This window comes from Candidatus Spechtbacteria bacterium (assembly GCA_016188605.1).
Classification (GTDB): Bacteria; Patescibacteriota; Minisyncoccia; order Spechtbacterales; family JACPHP01; genus JACPHP01.
In genome coordinates this window covers 41,071-65,653 of record JACPHP010000003.1, presented here as the reverse complement: position 1 = coordinate 65,653, position 24,583 = coordinate 41,071, and the positions used below count along the sequence as shown (strand labels likewise).

The following is a 24,583-nucleotide window of genomic DNA, read 5'->3' as shown; positions in this document are numbered from 1 at the left end:
ATTATTGCGGTAGCATACCATCATCAAAAGGTCGTTAAAGTTTAACCACAATTCTATTATGATGAATTATTATGATTGGAATATGATGCAAAGTTTTGGCTTAGGAGGAGGGTTCTGGATGTCGATTATGGGGCTGGGATTGCTAATTTGGCTTTTAGTCGGTGTGCTTGCCCTTATCTGGCTGTGGAAGCAAATCGTAAAATAGTCCTTTGCTTGTTTGGTCTATAAAAATAGGCCTTCTGCTCTTGGCAGAAGGCCTTTTGGTGAGTTGGTTTTAGCCGCCGGCAATCGGGTGGCGCATGGAGATTTCGCCTGCCATCGGCTCAAACTTGTCGATTTGATGGCCATTTCGCGTAACGGGATCATCGATTGCAAATGGGGTGTAGGCAATTTTTTGTGGGTTCTTGCCCGTGCGTAACTCTTCAAAAATACGTTCTGCCTCGGCTACTGCGGCGAGAGCTTCGGGATCGCCCTCGGCAACCTTCGCAGGATTCCACGTCGCAACAAGTTCATCGCCCTTCGGACTTGTTTTGGTGAGGATGTTCATTGGTCGCTCCTTTGCTCTGTTGCGCTTGCTAACGCTTCGCTAAGAAGATTCAGAATATTAGAGTAGTTGTCCGTTAAAAAGCTAAGCGATAGCACAACTCCTTTTTCAAAAATAACAACTTCGTCTCCGCCACGAATAGTATAAAGAAAAGTGGCTACGGCATCATACCAAGGCGCTTCGCATCCCGTATCATTTAAGCAAATAGAGCAACGCTCTGCGCGCGCAGCATATTGTGTTATTCTGCCAGTTTCATAGGCATTCATTCTTTGTTTTAGTGCTTCGGTGGTTGAATACGATTGAAAAAGAACTGTTATGCGCTTCATGGGAATAAGATAATAACCCCACGACCCTTTTTCTAGGATATAACCATATTTTTCTTTTTGCAATAGTTGTTTGGGCGTGAGCATCGGCTCAAGCATTTGCCATGCGCGGAGTTTCGCCGCGGCTTTTTGCGATCTGATTTCTTCCTCTAGTTTTTTAGCTTGCTGTTTTTTAGCTTTACGTTGCGCGCGAAGTTTTGGGGTATAAAAGAATCCGTAGATAAATATTAAGCAAGCTAGAGCTGCTACCGCGAAAATAATAGTAAGGTTCATTACAATACTCCTTTCTTCTTCTAACTTTGCGGTGGGGGTGGGAGGATTAATGTGCCCTGGGTTTACGGTCTCGTCTAGCGAGACATCGTAAACCCTTCAAATCCCACACGCGACACAAGCAGTTGTGTCGCTCCCCATTCTCACTCACTTCGTTCGTTGCGGTGGGGGTGGGATTTGAACCCACGAGAGGATTTCTCCTCTAACGGTGTTCGAGACCGTCCCCTTCAACCACTCAGGCACCCCACCGTAAGCTATTCAATCTTTTTGCAAAAGATATTTTATTCTATTTTTAATATATACACATAATACATAAAGTAATTCACTCTCAGCCCAGGGCTGATGGACCTTGGTCCCAAGGCACCCCACCGTTTGTAATTTAAGATAACACGTAAGCAAATATAGGTAAATAATGCGGTAATGCAATCGCTCATCCTTTCCCATAACGTCATTGCGAGCAGTAGCGAAGCAATTTTGTATTCGTTTAAGTTTAACGGGATTGCCACTCCGCCCTGGGCACCTGCCCGCCTCTGGCGGGGATCGCAATGGCGGGAGGCAAAAAGGGCGTGAGTAGTTACATCTTATGTCTTTGTAGTAAGGTATTGATAAAATCAATAGCCCCTTGAATTTTTCGTCATTTTCTGGTTAAATTAGAGGTATTGCGTAAACGATTTTTTCGCCCGTCGTATTGATTGCTATCCTATTTTATTTACCCTATGGACAAAGTAACAAAAACAACTGAAGATCGCCTTCGCCAAAGTTCTGGCGGACAAGCTGGCGCATCGAAGCAATATAAGGTGGGCACGCGCCCGCCCGTTGTTGTTATTCTTGGTCACGTTGACCATGGCAAAACTTCTATTCTTGATTATATTCGTAAAAGCAGAGTGGCGGAAAAAGAAACAGGTGGCATCACTCAGCACGTAGGCGCGTATCAGGTGCTTCAAAAACAGCAACCTATTACTTTTTTGGATACCCCGGGGCATGAAGCGTTTCATGCCATGCGCGCGCGAGGCGCACATGTGGCAGATATCGCGCTTTTGGTGGTTGCGGCAGAGGACGGCATAAAACCACAAACTAAAGAAGCAATCCAGCACATCAAACAAGCGGCTATTCCGTACATTGTAGTTATGAACAAGATGGATAAGCCAGCAGCAGACGCAATGAAAGTAAAAACCCAGCTTTTAGAGGAAGAAGTCTTGGTTGAGGGATTTGGCGGCACTGTTCCTGTGGTAGAAGTATCTGCTAAAACAGGCGCTGGCATTGAGGAACTTTTGGACACCATACTTTTACTTTGGGAAGTTGAGGGCACGGAAACACGTATTGAGGGACCGGCTAAAGGCGCGGTGATTGAATCGTTTATGGATTCTCGCCGTGGTTTTGCTGCGACGTTGCTTGTGCGCGAAGGCGAGCTGCGCAGACAGGATATTGTGGCAACAAACTCCGTGTCTGGTAAAATTAAATCAATGGAAGATTTTTTGGGGCGCGCAGTTGATGTTGCTTCAACATCAATGCCCGTACTCGTGCTTGGTCTTCAAGACGCGCCTGAAGTTGGCGATAAATTTGAAGTATTTTCTACCCTTGAAGAAGCGCAAGCATACACAGCAGAAAAGTCTAAGAAAGATCAGGAAGGTGATGTGCTAGATTTTTCTGGAGATCGGAAAGTTCTAAATCTTATCCTAAAGGCAGATGTGCATGGCAGTTTGGAAGCAGTTCATGAGCTTGTGCGCGCCTTGCCGTCAGAGCATGTTATTCTCCGAGTGCTTTTTGAAAACGTTGGCGATGTAAACGAATCAGACGTTAAACTTGCCTCAAGCGGCAAGGCGGTGATTATTAGTTTTCGCGTAGGCGTTATGCCGGCCGCGCAAAACTTCGCGCATCAGATGGGAGTGACAATTTTATCATATGATATTATATACAACCTCGTGCAGGGCATACGTGAAGTAATGGAAGAAATGCTGATAAACGAAATAGTAGAGGTAGAGACTGGAAAACTGCGCGTTATAGCGCTTTTCCGCACAGAAAAGAATCGCATGATTGTCGGCGGCCGCGTGATAGAAGGCGAAGCCAAGCGCGGCGCACATGTAAGCGTCATGCGAAATGAAGAAAAAATTGGCGAAGGAAAAATCATTCGCATCAAGATTCAAGACAAAGACATGGAAAAAGTAAATAAAGGAGATGAGTGCGGTGTGCTGTACGAAGGAGGGGTTAGAATAGAAGTAGGTGATGTGTTGGAATTTTTCAGCGTGGAAAAGAAGAAGATGACAGTATAAAAATGAAAAATAGAAAATGAAAAATGAAAAAGTGTGGGATTGCGTTTTGCCCCGCAGCTGCGGGGCAAAACGCAATGTATATAGTGCCGCTTTGCGGCACGCCGTAATTTTTTTTCATAGTAATTTTTCCGCCAAAGGCGGATCAGCCTCTGGCTGACAATTTTTAATTTATACCTATGCCTCGACGAATTGAAAGGGTACAAGAACTTATTCAGCGCGAAGCAAGCTCTATACTTCACGAAACCTTCTCGCCAAAGGATAGTATTGTAACGGTCACGCGCGTGAGCGTGGCGCAAGATTTAAGCACCACCAAAGTTTTTTTGAGCATCTATCCTTTTGATAGAGCAAAGCAAATACTTGCAGATTTAGAGCGTGTTGTTCCGCAGATTCAAAGCGAACTCAACAAGCGTTTATTCATGAAGCATGTTCCTCGATTGATTTTCCGTGTTGATGAAGTGGAGAAAGAAGCGGCGGAGACAGAGAAGGCGTTGCGATTGTTGGATACGGAGTAAAAATTCTAAATTAGTATTGAATTGTCTCTAGCTATGTACGAAGAATCATTCACCTCTTTGTTTAAAGCCGCCTACGAAGAAATATCCAAAAGCAAAGTCGTGGCTATTGCTGTTCATAAAAATCCGGACGGCGATGCTATTGGTTCAATGCTCGGGCTTGCGGATTTGATTGAAAAAAATTTGCCGCGGATAACCGTGATACGATTTTCTTGCGATCCCGTTCCCGGGAGCATGTATTTTTTGGCTGGCGCAAAAAAGATAGTTTCTACATTTCCTGCCGATGCCGATCTTATCATTGGTCTTGATTATGGAAATGTTGATCGGCTTGGCATTCCTAGTCAATATTTAAGCAAAGAAGTTAAGATGGTTACTTTTGATCATCACCCAGTTGATAGGCAGAGCGGCTATGTGATGGTTATTGATTCAGACTGCTCGTCAACAGCGGAGCTGTTGTATTTGTTTGCGCGGGAATTGGAGCTTACTATCTCAAGTGATTGCGCGCAGTGCTTGTTGACTGGTATTTTTACTGACACTGGCGGGTTTGTACATGCCAACACCACGGCGCGCGCGCTTTCCGTAACAGCGGATTTGATGGAAAAAGGCGCAAGCATTTCGCAAATTCAACAGCATGTATTTGCTAAACCTCCCCATGTACTGAGGGCTTGGGGAGATATTTTTAGCCGTACTAAGCTTGATGAGACGCTGAAAATGGTGTATGCTTCAGTATCCTTTTCGCAATTTTCTGGTTATGATATATCTCAAGATGAGCTGTCGGGAGTTGTTGAAACGCTAAACACGGTTGAGGAATCGCGCTTTGCCGCATTCTTGCTAGAGTATAAGGAGGGGCGGGTAAAGGGAAGCTTGCGCAGCGAGCCGTTTAAGGGAGTTGATGTGTCGGCAATTGCGAAATTGCTAGGAGGTGGTGGGCATAAATATGCTTCAGGGTTTGAAGTAGAAGGGAACGTTGAGCGGGTGGAAGAGAAATTGAAAGAGGCGGCGAGAGCTTTACTGATTAATGATTAACGTTTCGCGGAAGCGTTTTGTGGAAGCCTGGCTTTCGGTACAAGTGAATTAAGGCGCTGTGGTGAAGTAGCAACACTACGGTCTGCAAAACCGTCATTCGCGGGTGCAATTCCCGCCGGCGCCTCAATGGAAAAAATTTAAGCAAAAAGCCGGGATGGCGGAATTGGCATACGCTGTGGACTTAAAATCCACTGGGCGCAAGCCCTTGAGGGTTCAACTCCCTCTCCCGGCACCAATTTTTAGTGACGGGAGCGCACGCAAACTGCTTTGCGTGCATAGGGAGTTGAAGGGCTGACGATGTCGTTTTAGGCGACCGTCAGCCCCGGACCCTTTAGGGCAACTCCCTCTCCCGGCACACAAAACGAAACTCCCAATCCATGGATTGGGAGTTTCGTTTTGTGTGCTGTGCATAACTCTTTACGGCTGTTTTTCGGCGCCATGAACAACAAATGGATTGAAAAACTAAATCCCGTTCCGCCTAGGCGGAACGGGATTTAGTTTTAGGATTCGCTTACTATTTCAATTGGTATGATTCGCGAACCAAATTGTATAGCCTCTTCTCGTGTTTGCATCCAAATATCAATGCGGTATGAATAACGCGCGTTCATCCTGTCTTCAACGGTGAAGATTCTGTCACCGTAGATTGTAGGAATGCGAACCCTTGTGCCAAAGCGTAAGAAGTTCGCGGCAATAATACCATTATGAACGTATGTCCCATTTGCTGTAATAAAAGGAGTGGAATCGGTTTGGTCTGGTGTTGAAGAATATGCTGTAGCAACTAACCACATACGTTTTGCAGTCGGTTTTCTTGTAGACGCGCTTGTTGGGTGCGAGGATGATTTGATGCTTGTAGAGTTGATGACTACGTATTGAGAAAGCGAGGGTTGTGGTGCCTGACCCGAATTAGATTGAGGGGAATTTATTGAAGGAGTCGAACCAGTCGAAAGGGTCGAAGCCACTGCATACGGACTTACGCTCCATGTTCCGTTAAGAACTTCATCTGAAGACGTAAGCGTCTTGCCAAGAGAATACTGAGGAAATGCGAATATAACTAAGATAAGTACTGCTAGAGCTCCGTAGGGACTTGAAGCAACAATACTGAAAATGCTTTTTCGTCCTATTGATAAGAGATTTATCATACTTAAGATGAAATCCATGTTTTGCCCCATCCCATTGAGGTTTACTGAGACGCTTCCTTGACCATCTGGGGGGATATGGAAGCTTCTCGCACCTAGCTCTATTACCGGCATATCCTCTCTAAAGAAGATTATGTCTTGCCGCGATGCTGAATTTCTATGGCTTCCTCCGCTCTATGCAATCCATAGGGCTTTGGACTGGCGCTCGCCTTTGGGCTTACACCCAAGGTCCACTGCCAGAAACAATAAATCTCCACTATTTGTGGAGAATTCATCATGTTATCATATTTCGGCATTTTAGTCAACCCCGTTAGGGATTTATGCCCCAAATAGTATAAGTGTTGAAGTTGGCTGATTATTACTTCTATCCCCAACCAATTTTCCACATTTATCTCTAACGGGGTCAATAGACAAGGGGCAGAACAAGTGGTGTCATTTTGGTCCAAAAAATATGAAAAAAGCCCACATTTGCGGGCTTTTTGACCTAAAACGTCTTTAATATTTCTCTGTAAATTCAAGGGCAAAATCTATGGCCTGACAGAGATTCTGCCAGTTAGCGCCCTTTTCCGCAATCTCGTCATTTAATATAGCCGCAAAGCATGGAACCGAGGTCATGGCGATATCAAAGACATTGCCTCCAGTGGCTCCTTGGCCACTTTCTATATAATGCATACCATCTATAGATGGATCTCCTTTAATGAATACCCAGCCGTGGACTCCGGAAAGATGATCTTCTTCACTTTGCGCGACCCGCGCCTTAATTGCGCGCACAACCCTAACAATATTAGCTCCTTCATTTAGAGCAAGTAGGCCGCCAATAAGCATGGCTTTGCCTCCTTTGAGGAACCTATGGACTGTTTCGTCATCATAGTCGCAAGGCGTGATGACAAGTTCGCTAGCCGAAGCTTTAGATGATTTTTTAGCTCTAGTCCTCATCTAGCTAGTATCTCCTTTCGCTATCCGTATACGTGATGGCTGGAATATACTTGCATAGAAACCATGTTCTGTAAATATGAATCGTGTGTGTATTAGAACAGCCCCTCAACTGTGGAGCTGTTCTAATTGGAGTGGGTTAACGAGCGACGTTAAAACCTTTTGGATAAGTGAGGAGATGTTTGTTGTACCGAGCTTTGCATAAAAAAAAGCCCCCACACGTTTTAGTGCGAGGGCACTCCTTTGAGGGTAGCACCTCTATACAGCAAGGCTTTGAATTGTTGCTTTCCACCAGTTGAAGTAGGCATCAGAAGACTTGTCGGCCTCGGAAATGTACACGCCTACGTAACCCGGCACTACTTCGTCGTTTCTGTTGCGCGCTTCGCTTCTAATGATGAAGTGCAAATCCATTGAGTTTTCGAGGTACTTTAGGATTCGTTGGCCATCCTTACGTTCGTTACTGACAAATACGTAATCGGTTCCATCAACAATGATTGAGGGAAGATAACCGCGAGGTGACATGAGATACTCCTCCTTTATTCCGATACTAAAGTAGTAATATAGTTTTGGTTGTTTTAGTCAAGCAGAGCGGGTGAGCAGAATCGAACTGCCGTCTTCTCCATGGCAAGGAGATATAATAGCCACTATACGACACCCGCCTACGCTCGCTTCGCGAGCTACGGCGTGGCAAGGCCCGCACAGTTTTAGCTAAAACGGGACTTTGCCAATTCATTTTTTAATTTCCAAACAAATGCTAGATATCAATAACCAAAGTCTAAAACATTTACCTATAAATTTCAATTTTTGCTTTACAAAAATTGATGTGCCGGGCCCCAGAGTCGAACTGGGCACGCCTGCCTCTTCAGGGCAGCGCTCCACCGCTGAGCTAGCCCGGCATAAACTTATTATAAATGTACTTGTGCAACAATGCACAAGTGTGCGCGATGCAGGGCTCGAACCTGCGACCTTCACAATGTCAATGTGACGCTCTAGCCAACTGAGCTAATCGCGCGTTAACCGTAGAATACAGAATAATGAATCAAGAATAATGAATACGGAAAATTAGCCATTCATGATTCTGTATTCATTATTCACAATTCAAAGTTTGGTGCGGACGAGAGGACTTGAACCTCCACGGGATTGCTCCCACAGGCCCCTCGAGCCTGCGTGTCTACCGATTCCACCACGTCCGCATGTCTATTGATGATTAAAATTTTCTCTATTTTCTCTATTTTTCTTCTAAGACAAGGAAGATTTGATCTGTAAAACATTTTATTAAAAAGAATTTCCGCTTCCTTTTTGGCATATTTTAGTTGGAAAATTCTCGCACCTTTATTTATGTGACCATTTACATTTGCATGTTTTTTAATAGTTGTACGAAGCCAATTCGTGTATTCAATACTCGCAGAACAAAAGCTGAAATAAAACATAAAGCTGCTTCGCCATCTTTTGTCCCAATATGAATAAACGCTACCGTCCCCATCAAAGCAACCACGTAGGAAATCAAAGAAAAATGCTGCCGGTATCTTTAAAGAAGAAAGGGTCTTAGATTTGTGCGGAGATAGACCTATAGACTGCAGAAATTCGTAAAAGTTTATATCTCCAAACTGGACATCGTAGTATTTTTTTTCCAATTGAGACCCTCTGCCTTTTCTCCCTATTTTATTTTCTATTTGCAAGCATTTTTTAAATGTAATGATGAGTTCTTTGTCTTTAGAGGTGAAACTAATATGGCGTCCATCTTTTGATAGATTGCCATCTGTTGTAATAAGCCCGATTGCGTATGCGAAATCAGCCGACCATTCTATATGTACTTTTGATTTACGAATGCCCATAATCTCAAACTAAAAGCGTATACCAATATTATAGCACAAATTTACAAAAAACTTTTAAACTAGAATTTATCAGGCTTATTCTATATTTGTAGAAGCATCACCTGCTTTTTCTTGGGCTTTTACTTCTGGTATTTCTACATTTTCTTCAACTTCTGCCGCTACTTCCTCTGGCTCCGCCACTTCTTCTTTCGTCGCTTCCATGGCAAACATCTGCTCAATTGGAGTTGCTTTTCGGCGCTTCACTTTCTTGCCGATAAGGTCTCGTACATAATACAGTTTTGAACGGCGGACGGTTTCGTGCCGTACGATTTCAATTTTTTCAATACGAGGAGAATGTATTGGAAAAGTACGCTCCACGCCAATATTGCCGCGCGCGATTTTGCGGACGGTAAATGTGCCGGTGATGCCGTTGCCGTGTTTACGGGCGATAATTAGTCCTTCAAATACCTGGATACGCTCTTTACCTCCTTCTACGATACGCTCGTGCACACGCACAACATCACCAGATCGCATTGGCGGAACCTGGGCGCGCATGTATGGTTTTAGATATTCTTGTACTTTGTTCATGGTTGGTTAGTAATTAGTAGTGAGTAGTTGGTAGACTTGTCGTCCCACAACCGCGGGGGTAAATCTACTCACTACCACAACTACTTACTACTATCTTATTTAATACCATTGTATTTAAGCATATTTAAGAGATTTTTTCAATGGCTTCTTGCAGTTCTGGCGGTATGTCGGCTGAAAATTCCATTTTGCGGTTTCCGGGCAGGGAAAAGCGCAGGCGGGAGGCGTGTAGGAAGAAGCGGGAAAGACCGGCAGGGCATAGGATATTTTTGCCTCCGTAAAAAAAGTCGCAGGCAATTGGTAGCCCTATGGATGATAGATGGACGCGGATTTGATGAGTGCGGCCGGTCTTAGGAGTTACTGAGAGCAGAGTAAATCCTTCATAGCGCTTAGATACCTGCCAGTCGGTGCGAGCTTCGCGCCATTTTCGCGCCTTGCCGCCTCGCATGTGCCTGGTGGTTTTTTTAACACCCAGAGAGCCGATAGGAAGCTCAATAGTGCCGCGGTCCTGTTTAGGGTTGCCTACTACAAGCGCAAAGTATTGCTTTTCAATCAGGCGGTCCTTGAATTGCTTGGTTAGCCATTCAAATGTTTCTTGGTTGTGTGCTACTACCATTACGCCGGAAGTGTATTTGTCTAAGCGATGCACAATTCCAGGGCGTACCGACATGCGGGGTATCCGATACCCCGCATGAAGAGAATCAACGCCAACATCGGCAATTTCGGGAAATTGTTTTAGCAAAATATCAACGAGCGTTTCTTGGGGGTCGCTCGGCGATTTTTTATGCACCGCAAGACCAGCAGGTTTATTGACGACGATAATATCTTTATCTTGATAAAGTATTTGTAGGGGATTCATAAAACAAACGCGCCAATATACTGGACGCGTCAATCTAATACTTGTGCTTGTACCGCGTAGCCCCTAATATTTAGCTAGGGGATAAAGTGTAATAATTTTTAGGCTGTGCCATTTGTAGCGCAGCTAATGCCAAAGGCAGAATACGTAGATTTGTCTATGCCCTTCTTCGTTGCCTGCTCCGCCGAAGTAGCTTTGGCTACGAAGGTCGGGAAAGCTACGAAGGGCATTCTCCGCTGCGCGAAGAATGGTGGGCGTTGGAGGGATTGAGCCTCCGGCCCCGTTAGATTTTTTAATGTGGACGGTGCAGGGATTGAGCCTGCGACCTTCTCGGTGTAAACGAGACGCTCTACCACTGAGCTAACCGTCCTTACTTGAATTATCTTGCTAATTATCCTCACTTCGCTACGCTGCGCTCGGTGTAAGCAATAAAGGTGCACTGGAAAGTTTAAACGGTTTGCCGCCCCGCTGCGGCGGGGATGCCAAACCTAAACTTTCCGTTGAAAGCAAAGCAGTTTGCTTTCAACCTCTACCACTGAGCTAAACGCCCGCATATTTTGTTTGCGAGGAACGAGCAAGTACAAAATATAGCGTGCCTTGCGGTTTTTCCGCAAGGCCTACCTTATAAGTACTTTGCTAAATATCCTTGCTGTGGGCGCGCCTGGACTCGAACCAGGAAACCGCCAAGGCATATTGAAAACATAAACTCTACTTTGGGGTTTTAGTCCCTGTCCGCCCTCCTGGACTCGAACCAGGAACCGTCGAGGTATAAGCTCGATGCTCTAACCAGTTGAGCTAAGGGCGGAATTATACTATAACTGCGTGCAATTGCACGCAGTTATAGTATATCATAAATCCTAAATCGTAAACCTATTACCGACGGGATTGCCAGCCCGCCAAAGCTACGCTTAAGGCGTTGCTGGCGGGCCACTCCGCCCAGGGCGGCGGATCACAATGACGATATTAGGGATTAAATCCTACGCTCCCGCCACCAACTCCGCAAACTCCTGTTTCTCAATCGTCTCTTGGGTGATAAGTGTTTGTGCTATTTTATCAAGCGTCGCGCTTCGTTTCTTAATAATATTTTGTGCTGTCTTTAAGGCCGCTCTGATAAACGTGGCGACTTCCTCGTCAATCTTCATCGCAATGTCCTGTGACACGTTGTTTTGCGCGGCAAATTCTCTTCCGAGGAATATAGTTTCGTCTTTTTCTTGGAATACTTGCGGGCCGAACTTTTTACTCATGCCGTATTTGGTAACCATGCTTCGCGCAAGCTCTGAAGCTTTTTTAAGGTCATCGGAGGCGCCTGTAGTAATTTCGTTGAAGTGAAATATTTCCGCTGAATAGCCGCCGAGCATTACCGCTAATTCCGCTACAAAATGTTTTCTGCCGTAGAAATGTCTGTCTTCAATGGGAAGTTTAAGCGTGTATCCGCCGGCAGGGCCGCGCGGGATAATAGAAATTTTATGCACCGGGTCTGCTTCGGGAAGCGAAGCTGAAACAAGCGCGTGGCCGGCTTCATGGTACGCGGCAATTTCTTTTTCTAGCTTTGAGTAAACTTGGCTTTTCTTTTCCGGGCCAAGCATAACTTTTTCTATGGAATTTAGAATATCTATTTGTAAAATTGTTTTTTGATTTTTTTGCGCCGCAAGTATTGCCGCTTCATTCATCAAGTTTGCAAGATCGGCTCCGGAAAATCCTGGCGTGCGCTGGGCGACAATGTTTAAATCCACATCTTTGGCAAGCGGTTTTTCTTTGCCGTGAATTATAAGAATCTGTTGGCGCGCGGCGAGGTCGGGATTACTCACGAATACATGGCGGTCAAAGCGGCCTGGGCGCAGCAGCGCCGGGTCAAGCACGTCAGCGCGGTTTGTCGCGGCAATAACAATAACATTAGTGTCGCGCTCAAAACCGTCCATTTCAGAAAGTATCTGGTTTAGAGTTTGCTCTCGTTCATCGTTTCCGCCGCCCATGCCGGCTCCGCGCAAGCGGCCAACCGCGTCAATCTCATCAATGAACACAATCGCCGGCGCTGCTTTTTGCGCGCTTTGGAAAAGATCGCGCACGCGCGAAGCGCCAACGCCGACAAACATTTCTACGAATTCAGAACCTGATGTAGCAAAGAAGGGAACGCCAGCCTCGCCAGAGATTGCGCGGGCAAGCAAGGTTTTGCCTGTTCCCGGAGGGCCAACAAGCAACACGCCCCTCGGAATGCGCGCGCCCATTTTCAAGAATTTCTGTGGCAAGCGCAGGAATTCCACAACTTCTTTAAGCTCGTCTTTGGCTTCTGTCATGTCGGCGACATCTTTGAAAGTAACGTTTTGTTTTTTGCCTTGCGGGCCGAACATGCGGGCGCTGGTTTTCCCAAACATCATGGCTTGGTTAGAGCCGCGCTGTGCCTGGCGCATCATGTACCATAAGAAGAATCCGACGATAAAGAATGGAAGGACGAATGGAATGAGAATACCGAGCCAATAAGCCCAGCCGGATTCATTTTGATATTGGATGTCTACGCCGCGCAGATTGTCGCTTGATACGCCATAATTGATTAACGACTGGGTGAGTGACGCATCGGTTTCTTTCTGTGATTTTTCTTTGGTACTGTCCTTTAGCGTAATTGAAAGTTCATTGCCATTAACAGTGATTGACTGCACCTTGCCTTCATTTATTTCAGTGACGAGATTGCTAAGCGTGATATCTTTTGTTTTCTGAAGAGGTGAGTACCAAAGCGTAAAAATTCCTGTAATAAACAGAAAGACGATGATGACCAGGATGATATTTTTTAAGAGAGAAGACATGAGGGTTAAATTTATAATTTTAGTTTAAGGTATAGAAAAAGTTTGTCATCTCGAGCGTAGCGCGAGAGATCTCTCGTCCTGCCACTGCGGGACTTCGAGATGACAACTAAAAGCCTGTCTAGATTATATCATTAATTTTTGAAATGAAAAAGGGCCTTCTGACTTGGTGTCAGAAGGCCCTTTCCTTCCGCCCGCCTTGGGCTAGGGCGGAAGGTCTAGGCCGGGGTGGTGTCCTCGGCGGTCGGGTCGGCCGGCGCGGTGGCGGTTGCCTCCGTCACGGCGTCGACCGACGGGGCGGCGGTGATGAAGGCCATGGCTGCGACGAAGCGACGCTCCTGTTGCCTCATCGCCTCATAGTTGGTCTGGCTCCCGGGCACGCTGTTGCGCGCCCGGGTGACGATCCGCTGGAACAGGTCCTTGTCCGGGACCCGTTTTCCGCCAGTCAGGCGCTGGACCTCCGCGTCCACCAGAGCGCGGGTCGCGGCGTGGGCATCCTGCGCCGTGGCGAGGTCGGCACGGATCGCAGCCATATCGATCTGACTGCGGACCCAAGCCTCTTCCGTGGCCGGGAACAGGTTGGTCTTTCGCGCCTCCGCCTCGGCTTCGGGGTAGGCCATGAAGGCCTTCCCGCCGAACATCAACGCCTCGATTGCCGAGGCGTTGGCCGCCACGTTCGCTGACCGTGCCGAAAGGTATTCAACGTGGCAGCGGTAACATTGCAAGAAGGACGCATCCTTCTTGCCGCTGCCGCATCGCGGACAGTCCACTACCTCGTCGGTGTGGGCGTTGCCGCCGATGCCGTTGGCCTTGAGGGCCTCGAGCTGATCCGCCGTTGTCGCCGGACTTGTCATTTTGAACCTTTCTTCCTCGCGACCTTGGTCGCGACTATTGCCGTTGCTACGCTGGCCACGGCTTTTCCGTCCATCGCGGAGCGCCCGCTCCGCCGTACGATCTTCTCCACCCTCTTCCTCGTCGTCGCTGAAATCGCGACGACGAGGTCCTTTCTTATCGCCAGCCAAACCGACCCTCCTTCCTCCTTTTGAAAAAACTTTTTCTGGCCGAGTGCCAGATTTTTACTGTTTTTGCAGGTTACACCATATCGAAAATCTTGTCAAGCCCCGTTAGAGATTTATGCCTTTAAATAAATTAAATATTGCATGTGGGTTATTAAAACTAATATCTTTGAACCATTTACCGCAGGTATCTTTAACGGGGTCAAGGGTTTTTAGGGTAATTAACAAGAAGAGAGGTTTCGCCGCGGCGAAACCTCTCTTCTTGTTAAAACTATCAAATGTTAGGCTTTTAGCTTCAGCGCTATGCGATGCTCTTTGGAATCTATGGATAGCACTTCAAAGTCACGCGTTTCTCCCTCGTGAATTGCCTTGCGCATGGCTTCTTCGTCGCCGAATTCAGATACATGCAGGAGTCCTTGGATATTTTCATCTAGGCGTACGAGCGCGCCGTAGCTATGAACTCGCTTAATCTCTCCGCTGACATTGTCACCCTTCTTAAAGCGGCTTTCCATACCTGTCCACGGGTCTTGCTTAAGGGCTTTAAGGGATAGAGATACGCGGCCTTCGGCTGAAATATCAACGATTTTTGCCTGTACTTTATCTCCGACTGACACCACGTCTCGAGGATTTTCAATTAATTGCCAGTCCAGCTCGGAAATGTGAATAAGACCTTCTATTAATGGATCGAATTTAATAAATGCGCCGAAATCAACCACGCCCGTGATTGTGCCTTCCACCACGTCGCCAACCTTGTATTTGGCGAGGGACACTTGAATCGCGTCGTTTTCCGCTGCCTTTTCCGACACGATAAGCTTGTTTTCCTTGGCGATTGAATCTAGTACGCGCACGTGGAAGATCTGACCAATGAATTTTTTGAGCTCTTCAAGGATTTTCTCCTTGTCGCCGCCCTCTACTCTTGGGTAGTGAGCCGGGGTGAGCTGGGAAACTGGCAAAAAGCCAACCATGCCCTCTACTTCTGTCATAAGACCGCCGCGGTTGGCATCAGTGATTCTGACGTCAATAAGCTCGCCGGTTTGCTGTTTTTGCTTCAATACATTCCACGACATCTCCTCGCCAGCTTCCTTTAGAGAGAGCTCGCGATAGCCATCCTCGTTTTCCAGCAAAACAATTTTAGCTGATATCTTTTCTCCCACTTTTACTTTCTTTAGAAGGTCTTGAGCTTGATAATACTCTTTACCAAATATGACGCCCGTGCCATGAGCCCCGAGGTCAATATATAAAGCGCCAGACTCGCGGCCGATAATATTGCCTTCAACCAAGTCGCCTTCTTTAGGCAATTGAAAAAGCGACTTGTCTTGCCGCAAGGCCTCCTTTACTACATTTTTTTGTTGAGTTTGTACTGCTGTATTCATATTATTTGAATATACAGCGGGTTGGCTTCTTTTGCAAGAGGTTGGTTATGAAGGAGGGGAAAGCAGAATGTCAAAGTCCAAATTACAAATGTCAAATGAATGTCAAAGCCCAAAGCCCAAAGTCAAAAGGTTTGGCATTTGGGCATTTGATATTTGGATTTCATTTGTAATTTGACATTTGGACTTTGAAATTTTTGGGCACAAGCATTTGTAGCTTGAGTTACAAGTAATATTTTGTTATCATGCAGTCATGGTAATCAACTGGTACGGTCAAGCGTGTTTTCGTTTGCAAAGCGGCAAAGTCACTATTTTTGTCGATCCTTTTGATAAATCCATAGGTTTGCAGCCGCCTAGGGGTGAGGCCGATATTGTCATGGTTACTCATGATCATCCAGACCATAACAATGTATCTACAATCGGCGGCAAATATTTTCTGGTGGATGGTCCGGGCGAATACGAAGTGAAAGGTGTAAAGATTTTTGGGATCAATTCTTTCCACGATGATAAGCAGGGCGCGGAAAAAGGATTAAATACAATGTATAGTTTTGAAGTGGAAGATCTGCGCATAGCGCATCTCGGTGACTTGGGGCAAAAAAAGTTGACAGACGAACAGATAGAACAACTTGGCGAGGTTGATATTTTAATGATTCCAGTTGGCGGTGTGAATACCATTGATGGTGAGATGGCGGCGGGAATCGTGCACCAAGTGGAGCCAAAGTTGGTTACTCCCATGCACTACAAAATTGCCGGCTCTAAATCGCTTATCAATGATGCCTCGCAGTTTTTGAAGGATCTAGGACATGAAGGTGAGGCTGTAGATAAATTAACAATCAAGAAAAAAGATTTATCGGAGGATAAAATGCAGATTGTGGAGATGAAGATATAAATTAAAATACCAAAGTTCAAATTATCATCGCTACGCGAGATCCCGTCGTGGCTTCGCCACGATCTAGGATAGCTATGACAAAGCGGGACAAATATCAAATGAATGTCAAAATCTAAAGTCCAAAGTTTGGGCATTGGCATTTGAAATTTGAATTTCATTTGTAATTTGACATTTGGACTTTGAAATTCAGCATGTGGCCCTTTAACGCAACATACTCAACACGCATTGCCGTATTCTTTTTTGTAATGGCGATGGTAGGGCTTGGTCTAATTTTTGGACTAGGGCGTTCTATTAAGGCTAGGGTAGGTGATGTTGATATATCAAAAATGCCGCAATTTCATATAGACGACACTGCAAAGAGCGAGATTGATAAGATGATGCAGCCGACAACTATGAATCATGAATAGTGAATCATGAATCATGCTTCGGTCAGTCATTCACAATTCAGCATTCACAATTCAGTATTCAAGTTTTTATCATGCCTGACCCAGAAAATCCAATTGGAAATATTCAAAAAAGAGAAATTACTGACGAAGTTCAGGAGTCGTATTTGGATTACGCCATGTCCGTTATCGTGGCGCGCGCCTTGCCTGATGTCCGCGATGGTTTAAAGCCGGTGCATCGCCGTATTTTATATACCATGCACGAAATGGGCTTGACTTCGGGCGCGCGGTATCGCAAATCAGCGGCGGTGGTTGGAGATGTGCTGGGAAAGTATCATCCTCACGGCGATATGGCGGTGTATGACTCTATGGTGCGCTTGGCGCAGGATTTTAGCATGCGTTACACGCTGGTTGATGGGCAAGGAAACTTTGGGTCCATAGATGGCGATAGCGCGGCTGCTATGCGTTATTGCGTGACAGGCGACACATTAGTAGTTACTTCTAATGGCCTTATTCCCATTAAAGATGTTTCTTCAGATGGAAGGGAAGCCGTTGATATTTCAGTCCTTTCTAAAGACCACACAGTAAATACTGTAAAAAAATGGTTTGATAGTGGAGAGCATCCCATTTTATCTATTACTACACAGAGAGGAACGTCAATTAGAGGTTCCTACAATCATCCTATTCTTACGTGGACGAAAAATGTTCTTACTGGGATACCAGAATTTAGCTGGAAACTTTTGCAAGATATTCGCGTGGGTGACATTGCCGTGATAGACCGTACGGCGGATGTATTATGGCCTGTGAAAAATATTTCACTTGTTCCATATTGGCCGAAACAAATCAACGCGCGCATTCAGAAAAAAAAGTTGCCCAAAGCGCTTGATGAAGATCTTGCTTTTATTCTCGGTTCATTCCTTGCCGAAGGTACATTGAAAGAGAAAGAATTAGAGTTTTGCAATACGGACGATGAATGGATGGCTGAATTTTCAGAGCGTTGGAGGAGGGTTTTTCCTGACTGCCGGTTGCATGCCTTCGAGCGCCGCCCCAATTCATACGGCACGAAGCCATATAAAACTTTTGAAGTGCATTCACAGCATGTAATTGCTTTTTTACGCAATATAGGGCTAGTTACCGCAAAATCTGGCGCTAGAACAATACCCCATATTATTTTCCGTTCGTCAAAAGCAGTTGCGTCTTCTTTTATACGCGCATATTTCGAGGGCGATGGTACTATTACCTTTAGCGCTACAATGACTGAATTAAGCGCGATATCAAAAAGTGAACAATTGCTTAGCCAATTACAAATTTTACTCTTGCGATTTGGCATTGCGGCAACCAAGCGTTTTGACAAATATCGCGCGACACACAAACTTTATTTGCGAGGGCTGAGTAATTATTCTGTTTTTGCAAAAGAAATTGGATTTATTTCGGAGCGCAAAAAAAGTAAACTAACCGTAGCCATCGAGCGACTCTTCAAAGAACAAACCGCGAGCGACACAGTACCGTTTTTATCTGACTATGTTCGTGCTAATTTAAGCAATTCAGTTTTGTACAATGTGCGTGAATTTGCATTGAAACATAATTTCGATCGTTACACGGAAATGGGAAGAAATTATGAGCGCGTTGTGACAGCGGTTGAGCATCGCGTGGAAACGAGCATTGTCAATCTTTTTTCGCAACTTTTGGATAATCATTATCTTTTTGATCCTATAGTAAAAATTGAGGACGGCGGTATAGAGAAGGTTTATTCTATAAAAGTAGAAAGTGATTGCCATTCATTCGTGGCAAATGGTTTTATCAATCACAACACCGAAGCGCGTATGAGCAAGATTGCCGTAGAAATGCTGCGCGATATTGATAAAGACACAGTTGACTGGATGGATAACTACGACGGCACTCGCAAGGAGCCGAAAGTTTTGCCCTCCGCAATTCCCCAGCTCTTGCTTAACGGCACAATGGGTATTGCAGTTGGTATGGCGACGAACATTCCGCCGCATAATCTTAATGAAGTGGTGGACGCGCTTATTCATCTTATCAATCATCCTAAAGCGACGCTGGAGGATATTTTTCAGTTTATTCAGGGTCCTGATTTCCCAACCGGAAGCACTATATATGGAAAGAAGGCGATTATGGAGGCATATGGCCAAGGCAAGGGGCCGATTTTAATGCGCGGCGAGGCGCAGATTTTTGATGAAAACGAACGCGATGACGTAAAAGGTTCTTATATTGAAATTACAGAGCTTCCGTACCAAGTAAACAAGGCAACTCTCATTGAAACAATGGCAAACCTTGTGCAGGACGGCCGCATCGAAGGTATTCGTGATATTCGCGATGAATCAGACCAGCGCGGTATGAGCGTTATTATTGAGCTGAAGCGCGACGCGCATCCGCAAAAAATTCTAAACAGCTTATACAAATTCACTGAACTGCAAAGGACATTCCACCTCAACATGCTGGCGCTTGTTAATGGTATCGAGCCGAGAGTGCTTTCGTTGAAAGAGGTTCTCGAGCATTATCTTGCGCATAAGCATGAAGTTGTGCGCAGGCGCACGGAATTTGATATCGCGCGCGCTAAAGAGAGGGCGCATATCTTGGAGGGCTTGAAAAAAGCGCTTGACCACATTGACGAGGTTATTAAAACTATCCGCGCGTCGCAAGACCGCGCCGACGCGCATAACAATTTGAAAAAGAAATTTGATTTTACCGACATTCAGGCCGGCGCGATTTTGGATATGCGTTTGCAGAACCTGGCTAATCTTGAGCGCAAAAAGATTGAAGAAGAATTGAAGGAGAAAAAGCGCTTTATCGCGGAATGGACGTTGCTTCTCGACGAGCCAAAGCGCATGTGGGTAAAAATCAAAGAAGAGCTTAGTGATCTTAAAACGCTTTACGGCGGGACGCGCAAAACGAAAGTCCATGCCGCGGCTCTTGGAGAATTCAAAGAAGAGGATTTAATTCCAAAAGAGGAAACTATTATCACCATCACTAAAGACGGCTACATTAAGCGCGTACAGCCAACGGTTTATAAGCAGCAGCATCGCGGCGGCAAGGGTATTCTTGGCATTGAACGTAAGGGCGAAGATTTAGTGGAGCATTTCTTGTCCGCGTCAACGCACGACAGGATTTTGTTTTTCACTTCCACGGGTCGCGTATTCCAAACGCTGGCATATGAAATACCGCGATCCACGCGCATTGCGCGAGGCAAAGCGCTAGTTAACTTTTTGGATTTGACTGCCAACGAAACCGTAACTGCCGTTATCCCACTTGACCGTAATCCTAAAGAAGCAAAATTTTTGGTTATGGTTACGCGTGGTGGTATAATCAAAAAGACAGAGATCGAAGATTTCCAGAATGTTCGTCGCAACGGACTCATTGCCTTGCATTTGAAGGGTAATGATATCTTGCAGTGGGTGGCAATCTCCACAGGCAAAGACGATATTATGCTGGTAACAAAACAGGGTCAGAGTATTCGTTTTAAAGAATCTGATATTCGTTCGATGGGTCGCGCCGCGGGGGGAGTACATGGTTTGCACGTAAAGCAAAACGACGAAATAATAGGCATGGGCATGATTGGCGCGAGCGATAAGAAGCAAGACATTCTTGTTATCATGGAGAATGGATACGGCAAGCGAACTGCTATTGGTTCATTTAAGGTTCAGCATAGAGGCGGGTTTGGCATTAAAGCGGCAAATATTACTGCAAAAACAGGCGCGCTTGTTAGCGCGCAAATACTTAAGGAAGAAGAGGACGAATTAATAGTTGTTTCCGAGCGCGGCAATGTCATTCGTGTTGGTCTGAAGAATATTCCACATCTCGGTCGTGTTACGCAAGGCGTGCGCATTATGAGGCTTGAAAGTGGGGATAAGGTGGCATCTGCGCTGGTAGTGTAAGAAGTAGAGCCATATGTGTCATCTCGAGCGCAGCGCGAGAGATCTCTGGTAATTAATCTTACAACAATGAATCATGAATAGTGAATCACGAATCATGCACTTTAGTAACCAGTCATTCTCTATTCACAATTCATGATTCACTATTCAAAGTTAGTGTATGTCTCTCGAACCTAAGGCAAAAATACATACTGAAATAACGGCTGGAAACATGAACTTTCTCGATCCTCAATCCCTGCTAGATAAGCTAGGCATAAAAGAGGGTATGGCGGTTGCGGACTTTGGGTGTGGCGCTGGGCATTTTGCGATTTTAATCGCGCGTAAGGTTGGGGCGCAAGGAGCTGTGTATGCCATAGATATTCAAAAGGGTCCTATAGAATCCGTGCGCAGTCGGGCCAAACTATATGGTTTAACTCAAGTACAAGCAATTCGCGGCGATCTTGAGCGCGAGAAAGGGTCAACTTTGCCGGAGAAATTGGTTGATATTGTTTTTTGCACCAGCGTGCTTTTTCAGGTTAAAGACAAGGGTGCAATTATTCGTGAAGCAAAGCGTGTATTAAAAAAGAAAGGTAAACTTGTTATAATAGAATGGAGAGCGGAAGCGCCCTGGGGTCCGCAAACCAAGGCCAGGTTATCTCGTGAAGATTTTGTGACTCTAGCAGAGAAGGAAGGTTTTGTGTTGGAAAAAGAATTTGCCGCCGGAAGCCACCACTATGGGTTGGTATTTGGTATATAATATTTGTGTCATCTCGAGCGTAGCGCGAGAGATCTCTGGTAATTAATCTTACAACAATGAATCATGAATAGTGAATCACGAATCATGCACTTTAGTAACCAGTCATTCTCTATTCACAATTCATGATTCACTATTCAAAGTAGTCTATGGAGCCTTATCAGCGCAACCAACTCATCATAGGCGCAGTAGTTATTCTCACCATCGCGCTTGGCGCGGGGCTTTGGTTTTGCTTTATTCCCGGACTAAGTAAATGCGTGGCGCCACCGGTTCAGCAAGAAGTGGTGAATCTGGACTTCTGGAATGTATTTGAAGATAGTGATGTATACGCTTCTTTGATTGCAAAGTTCAATCAGCAATATCCTAATATTAGCGTTGCCTATCGCAAGAAAGAATATGACACATATCGTGCCGATTTAAAGCAAGCGTTTATGCAGGGGAACGGGCCGGACATTTTTGCAATACACAATACATGGCTGCCGCTTGAGCAAAAAAATATTGAGCCGGCGCCGTCTTCACAGCTTTCGTTTGACGATTTTCAAAACCGCTATCCCGATGTTGTGCGCTATGACTTTGCCGCGCAAACTGGCGCAAACCAAATCTCCCCTCCGCGGGTATATGCCATTCCGCTTTTTGTTGATACGCTCGCGCTTTATTATAACCGCACGTATTTCCATAACAACACTTTAATAGACCCGCCCAAAACATGGGATGATTTTGTAACGTACGTAAAGAAACTTACCAAGTACAACGCTTCTGGCAACGTTGATTTAGCTGGTGTAGTCATGGGTACTGGTAAAAATATAAATCGTTCAACCGATATACTTGCAATGTTGATGCTTCAGACCGGTACGCGCATGACTGATGACGCGCAAACCAAACCAACTTTTGCCGACCCCGTGTACGACGCGCAGGGTAAGCGTTTTGATCCGGGTTTGCAAGCGCTTGAGTTCTATACTTCTTTTGCGGATAAAAAAAGCGAGGTTTATTCATGGAGCCCGGATATGCATTATTCAGTGGACGCTTTTGTAGCCGGAGACGCGGCAATGATGATTAATTATTCCTATATGATACCGACGATTCAACAGAAGAATCGCTATCTTGATTTTGCCGTAGCGCCCATTCCACAGCCGAGCGATCAGCGTCAGAAGGCGGCATTCGCAAATTATTGGGGGCTTACTGTTTCCAAAAATTCAAAGCACAGCGACGCCGCGTGGCAGTTTATATTGTTCCTAGCGCGGGAGGAGAATGAGAAAGAATATTTGACGAAAGTACAACGTCCGACGGCGTTGAAATCGTTAATTGCTTGGCAGGATAAAAATGCCTCTGATTTACTAAAGCCCTTTGTTGACCAAACCCTCATAGCGCGTTCGTGGTACATGGGCGATAATGTTTCAACGGAGAATGCGTTGATAACAATGATTGATTCCGTGGCATCCGGCGCGACAGCGCCAGCAGATGCGTTGGGCAAGGCGCAAAATGATATATCAGCAATTTTTCAGAAAGTGCGGAGAGGGGTGGTGCAGTGATTACTTTGAATTATGAATCATGAATTGTGAATAATGAATAGGAATAGTAGGCAATGCGCAACTCATGATTCACAATTCATTATTCATTATTGTTATATAATTTCGCCTCGATACTTAATAGTAAAATGTAAGAATCACATCATGCAACGTAATATCTTATCCACAATGTTCTTTTTTTTGGCTAGTGCTATACTGGTAACAGGGTTTGTTCCTTTTGCGTTGGCAGCTGATCCCGGACCGATTCAAATTCAAAACCCGATTGATTCGGATACGTTTACAGCTTTGTTGGACAGAGTACTTGATACTATTATAGTTTTTGCCGGTCCCGTATTGCTTATCATTATTGTGTACGCAGCATTTCTATTTATGATTTCTGGCGGGAACGCCACTCAACTAAGAACAGCAAAGGAAGTATTAAAATGGGCGCTCATTGGGTTTACTGTAATCGTATTGGCGAAAATAATAGTATCAATTTTAAGATACGCCATTGCCGGTATTTAGTCTATTTATTAAAAAAAGGTCACTGTTATAATTATTACTAAAATTTATTATTTAATTTATTTTATGCAAAAAATAATTAAAAAGAGCCTTGTATATATTGCGTCATTATTTATCGTATTGACGTTTTTAGCGCCTCTGGCATATGCGGCCAATCCTATTGTACAGGCAAATGAATGCGTTGTACGGTCAGAGATTTCAGCAGTAGATGTTAATACGCTAGTAGGAGGAGGGGGCGCTCTTATTGCCCCGGGGACGGTTTTGCCGAGTGGTATTGCCGCGGGAAACGTTGTTAATGATGCGATAAGATCTGGATTTGGCGTTCTCTGCACCTTTGCTTTGGTGCAACAAATATTTAACATCCTATTTCTTGTTGTCGGCACACTCTCTGTTGTTATAATTCTGTACGCCGCATTTTTGTTCCTTACAGCAGGTCAGACTCCTACTAACCTCGTGACAGCAAAGAACCTACTTCTTTACGCGGTGGTTGGAATTATTCTTGCGGTTGTCGCGAGACTTCTTCCGAGCTTGATAATTGGATTTTTGGGTACGAAATAAGGTGTAAAATTTACGTCAGGTAGGTAGCATTTCTAGTTATGAGAAGAAAATTTATTCAAAGAAACATTGTAACCCTTATATTGATGATTACAGTAGGGGTGATACCTACTACATTCATTTATGCTGCAAATCCAATTTCATCGGCATCAAAATGTACGGTCCGCGCGGATCTAGATGCGGCAGACGTTAATACTCTGATTGGGTCTAAGTTTCAGGATCCTGTAAGCACAAACCAAGCGTTATTGCCAGCGGACACCGTTCTTCCAGCAGAATCTACCGATGCGATAAATTCGCAACTTGATAATAACGATTTATTAACTCCTAAAACATCTAGGGGATTAGTAATGTCTGGGTTTGGTGTTCTTTGCACCTTCTCTTTAATAAGGCAGATTTTTAACATCCTATTTCTTATTATAGGCACACTCTCCGTTGTTATAATTCTGTACGCCGCATTTTTGTTCCTTACAGCAGGTCAGCAACCCAACAACATTACTAGGGCAAAGAATCTACTTCTTTACGCGGTGTTTGGAATTGTTCTTGCGGTTGTCGCAAGACTTCTTCCGAGTTTGATAATTGGATTTTTGGGTACGAAATAATATTCTCTAGCTAAGAGAGAAAGAACAATTCTGAGAAAGTAAAATCCCCTGTTCCGCGGT

23 protein-coding genes, 9 tRNA genes and 1 pseudogene are annotated in these 24,583 nt (G+C 45.1%); 14 read left to right on the top strand and 19 right to left on the bottom strand.

Translation table 11 applies throughout. The features are described 5' to 3' along the window. Positions 1 to 58 precede the first annotated feature (58 nt). Complete coding sequence (locus HYV65_00720) at positions 59 to 205, top strand: hypothetical protein (protein MBI2462746.1); 147 nt, start codon at positions 59 to 61, stop codon at positions 203 to 205. Positions 206 to 274: 69 nt separating this feature from the next. Here the strand turns inward: HYV65_00720 and HYV65_00715 are convergent, their stop codons facing one another. The 3 genes from HYV65_00715 to HYV65_00705 all read right to left on the bottom strand — a co-directional run bounded on the left by HYV65_00715 (position 275) and on the right by HYV65_00705 (position 1,386). Continuing rightward, on the bottom strand, positions 275 to 547 hold the full coding sequence (locus HYV65_00715) for a hypothetical protein (GenBank protein ID MBI2462745.1): 273 nt from the start codon (positions 545 to 547) through the stop codon (positions 275 to 277). Continuing rightward, positions 544 to 1,140, bottom strand: coding sequence for a hypothetical protein (locus HYV65_00710; GenBank protein MBI2462744.1), 597 nt, complete (start codon positions 1,138 to 1,140; stop codon positions 544 to 546). Before HYV65_00710 ends, HYV65_00715 begins: the two co-directional genes overlap by 4 nt. A gap of 159 nt (positions 1,141 to 1,299) precedes the next feature. Next, positions 1,300 to 1,386: transfer RNA gene (locus HYV65_00705), tRNA-Ser, on the bottom strand. A 467-nt stretch (positions 1,387 to 1,853) separates the two neighbouring features. On the opposite strand from HYV65_00705, the gene infB reads away from it, so the two are divergent. From infB to HYV65_00680, 5 genes are all read left to right on the top strand, one after another. Next, on the top strand, positions 1,854 to 3,407 hold the full coding sequence (infB, locus tag HYV65_00700; protein ID MBI2462743.1) for a translation initiation factor IF-2: 1,554 nt from the start codon (positions 1,854 to 1,856) through the stop codon (positions 3,405 to 3,407). Positions 3,408 to 3,583: 176 nt separating this feature from the next. After that, a complete protein-coding gene (gene rbfA, locus HYV65_00695; protein ID MBI2462742.1) occupies positions 3,584 to 3,919 on the top strand; it encodes a 30S ribosome-binding factor RbfA in 336 nt (111 codons plus the stop codon). 21 nt (positions 3,920 to 3,940) lie between these two features. Further along, positions 3,941 to 4,942 carry a DHH family phosphoesterase gene (locus HYV65_00690; GenBank protein ID MBI2462741.1) on the top strand — a complete coding sequence of 334 codons (1,002 nt, stop codon included), beginning with the start codon at positions 3,941 to 3,943 and terminating at the stop codon, positions 4,940 to 4,942. 52 nt (positions 4,943 to 4,994) lie between these two features. Further along, positions 4,995 to 5,066: transfer RNA gene (locus HYV65_00685), tRNA-Cys, on the top strand. A gap of 24 nt (positions 5,067 to 5,090) precedes the next feature. Continuing rightward, positions 5,091 to 5,177 (top strand) — tRNA-Leu (locus HYV65_00680). A 265-nt stretch (positions 5,178 to 5,442) separates the two neighbouring features. Here HYV65_00680 and HYV65_00675 read toward each other — a convergent pair. From HYV65_00675 to HYV65_00600, 16 genes and pseudogenes are all read right to left on the bottom strand, one after another. Then, positions 5,443 to 6,099 (bottom strand): 3D domain-containing protein, encoded by a 657-nt coding sequence (locus HYV65_00675; protein ID MBI2462740.1) that lies wholly within the window; start codon positions 6,097 to 6,099, stop codon positions 5,443 to 5,445. A gap of 110 nt (positions 6,100 to 6,209) precedes the next feature. Beyond that, a complete protein-coding gene (locus tag HYV65_00670) occupies positions 6,210 to 6,356 on the bottom strand; it encodes a hypothetical protein (protein MBI2462739.1) in 147 nt (48 codons plus the stop codon). Positions 6,357 to 6,573: 217 nt separating this feature from the next. After that, positions 6,574 to 7,014 carry a hypothetical protein gene (locus tag HYV65_00665; protein ID MBI2462738.1) on the bottom strand — a complete coding sequence of 147 codons (441 nt, stop codon included), beginning with the start codon at positions 7,012 to 7,014 and terminating at the stop codon, positions 6,574 to 6,576. A gap of 255 nt (positions 7,015 to 7,269) precedes the next feature. Further along, positions 7,270 to 7,533, bottom strand: coding sequence for a hypothetical protein (locus HYV65_00660; protein ID MBI2462737.1), 264 nt, complete (start codon positions 7,531 to 7,533; stop codon positions 7,270 to 7,272). A 65-nt stretch (positions 7,534 to 7,598) separates the two neighbouring features. Next, positions 7,599 to 7,670: transfer RNA gene (locus HYV65_00655), tRNA-Gly, on the bottom strand. Between the two features lie 165 nt (positions 7,671 to 7,835). After that, positions 7,836 to 7,907 (bottom strand) — tRNA-Phe (locus HYV65_00650). 42 nt (positions 7,908 to 7,949) lie between these two features. Further along, positions 7,950 to 8,023, bottom strand: a tRNA-Val gene (locus HYV65_00645). Between the two features lie 94 nt (positions 8,024 to 8,117). Continuing rightward, positions 8,118 to 8,204, bottom strand: a tRNA-Leu gene (locus HYV65_00640). Positions 8,205 to 8,576: 372 nt separating this feature from the next. Continuing rightward, positions 8,577 to 8,846: pseudogene (locus HYV65_00635) on the bottom strand (LAGLIDADG family homing endonuclease). A 75-nt stretch (positions 8,847 to 8,921) separates the two neighbouring features. Then, on the bottom strand, positions 8,922 to 9,413 hold the full coding sequence (gene rplS, locus HYV65_00630; protein MBI2462736.1) for a 50S ribosomal protein L19: 492 nt from the start codon (positions 9,411 to 9,413) through the stop codon (positions 8,922 to 8,924). Between the two features lie 124 nt (positions 9,414 to 9,537). After that, complete coding sequence (locus tag HYV65_00625) at positions 9,538 to 10,269, bottom strand: RluA family pseudouridine synthase (protein MBI2462735.1); 732 nt, start codon at positions 10,267 to 10,269, stop codon at positions 9,538 to 9,540. A 295-nt stretch (positions 10,270 to 10,564) separates the two neighbouring features. Beyond that, positions 10,565 to 10,636 (bottom strand) — tRNA-Val (locus HYV65_00620). Positions 10,637 to 10,997: 361 nt separating this feature from the next. Then, a tRNA-Ile gene (locus tag HYV65_00615) sits at positions 10,998 to 11,071 on the bottom strand. Positions 11,072 to 11,243: 172 nt separating this feature from the next. Continuing rightward, the gene (locus HYV65_00610; protein ID MBI2462734.1) at positions 11,244 to 13,064 is read right to left on the bottom strand and encodes an ATP-dependent metallopeptidase FtsH/Yme1/Tma family protein; all 1,821 of its coding nucleotides are present in this window, start codon (positions 13,062 to 13,064) and stop codon (positions 11,244 to 11,246) included. 215 nt (positions 13,065 to 13,279) lie between these two features. Beyond that, entirely contained in the window at positions 13,280 to 14,083 is an 804-nt protein-coding gene (locus tag HYV65_00605; GenBank protein MBI2462733.1) for a hypothetical protein, read from the bottom strand. A gap of 275 nt (positions 14,084 to 14,358) precedes the next feature. Continuing rightward, positions 14,359 to 15,450: a S1 RNA-binding domain-containing protein gene (locus HYV65_00600; GenBank protein MBI2462732.1), complete on the bottom strand. Its 1,092-nt coding sequence runs from the start codon at positions 15,448 to 15,450 to the stop codon at positions 14,359 to 14,361. Positions 15,451 to 15,700: 250 nt separating this feature from the next. On the opposite strand from HYV65_00600, the gene HYV65_00595 reads away from it, so the two are divergent. From HYV65_00595 to HYV65_00560, 8 genes are all read left to right on the top strand, one after another. Continuing rightward, positions 15,701 to 16,336 carry an MBL fold metallo-hydrolase gene (locus tag HYV65_00595; GenBank protein ID MBI2462731.1) on the top strand — a complete coding sequence of 212 codons (636 nt, stop codon included), beginning with the start codon at positions 15,701 to 15,703 and terminating at the stop codon, positions 16,334 to 16,336. Positions 16,337 to 16,527: 191 nt separating this feature from the next. Continuing rightward, a complete protein-coding gene (locus HYV65_00590) occupies positions 16,528 to 16,743 on the top strand; it encodes a hypothetical protein (GenBank protein MBI2462730.1) in 216 nt (71 codons plus the stop codon). A gap of 71 nt (positions 16,744 to 16,814) precedes the next feature. Continuing rightward, complete coding sequence (locus tag HYV65_00585) at positions 16,815 to 20,612, top strand: DNA gyrase subunit A (GenBank protein MBI2462729.1); 3,798 nt, start codon at positions 16,815 to 16,817, stop codon at positions 20,610 to 20,612. A 157-nt stretch (positions 20,613 to 20,769) separates the two neighbouring features. Beyond that, entirely contained in the window at positions 20,770 to 21,345 is a 576-nt protein-coding gene (locus HYV65_00580; GenBank protein MBI2462728.1) for a class I SAM-dependent methyltransferase, read from the top strand. A 146-nt stretch (positions 21,346 to 21,491) separates the two neighbouring features. Then, on the top strand, positions 21,492 to 22,871 hold the full coding sequence (locus tag HYV65_00575; protein MBI2462727.1) for an extracellular solute-binding protein: 1,380 nt from the start codon (positions 21,492 to 21,494) through the stop codon (positions 22,869 to 22,871). A 141-nt stretch (positions 22,872 to 23,012) separates the two neighbouring features. Next, positions 23,013 to 23,372: a hypothetical protein gene (locus HYV65_00570; protein ID MBI2462726.1), complete on the top strand. Its 360-nt coding sequence runs from the start codon at positions 23,013 to 23,015 to the stop codon at positions 23,370 to 23,372. A 63-nt stretch (positions 23,373 to 23,435) separates the two neighbouring features. Continuing rightward, a complete protein-coding gene (locus HYV65_00565; GenBank protein MBI2462725.1) occupies positions 23,436 to 23,927 on the top strand; it encodes a hypothetical protein in 492 nt (163 codons plus the stop codon). A gap of 38 nt (positions 23,928 to 23,965) precedes the next feature. Next, positions 23,966 to 24,523, top strand: a complete 558-nt coding sequence (locus tag HYV65_00560) for a hypothetical protein (GenBank protein ID MBI2462724.1) — start codon at positions 23,966 to 23,968, stop codon at positions 24,521 to 24,523. Positions 24,524 to 24,583: the final 60 nt, after the last annotated feature.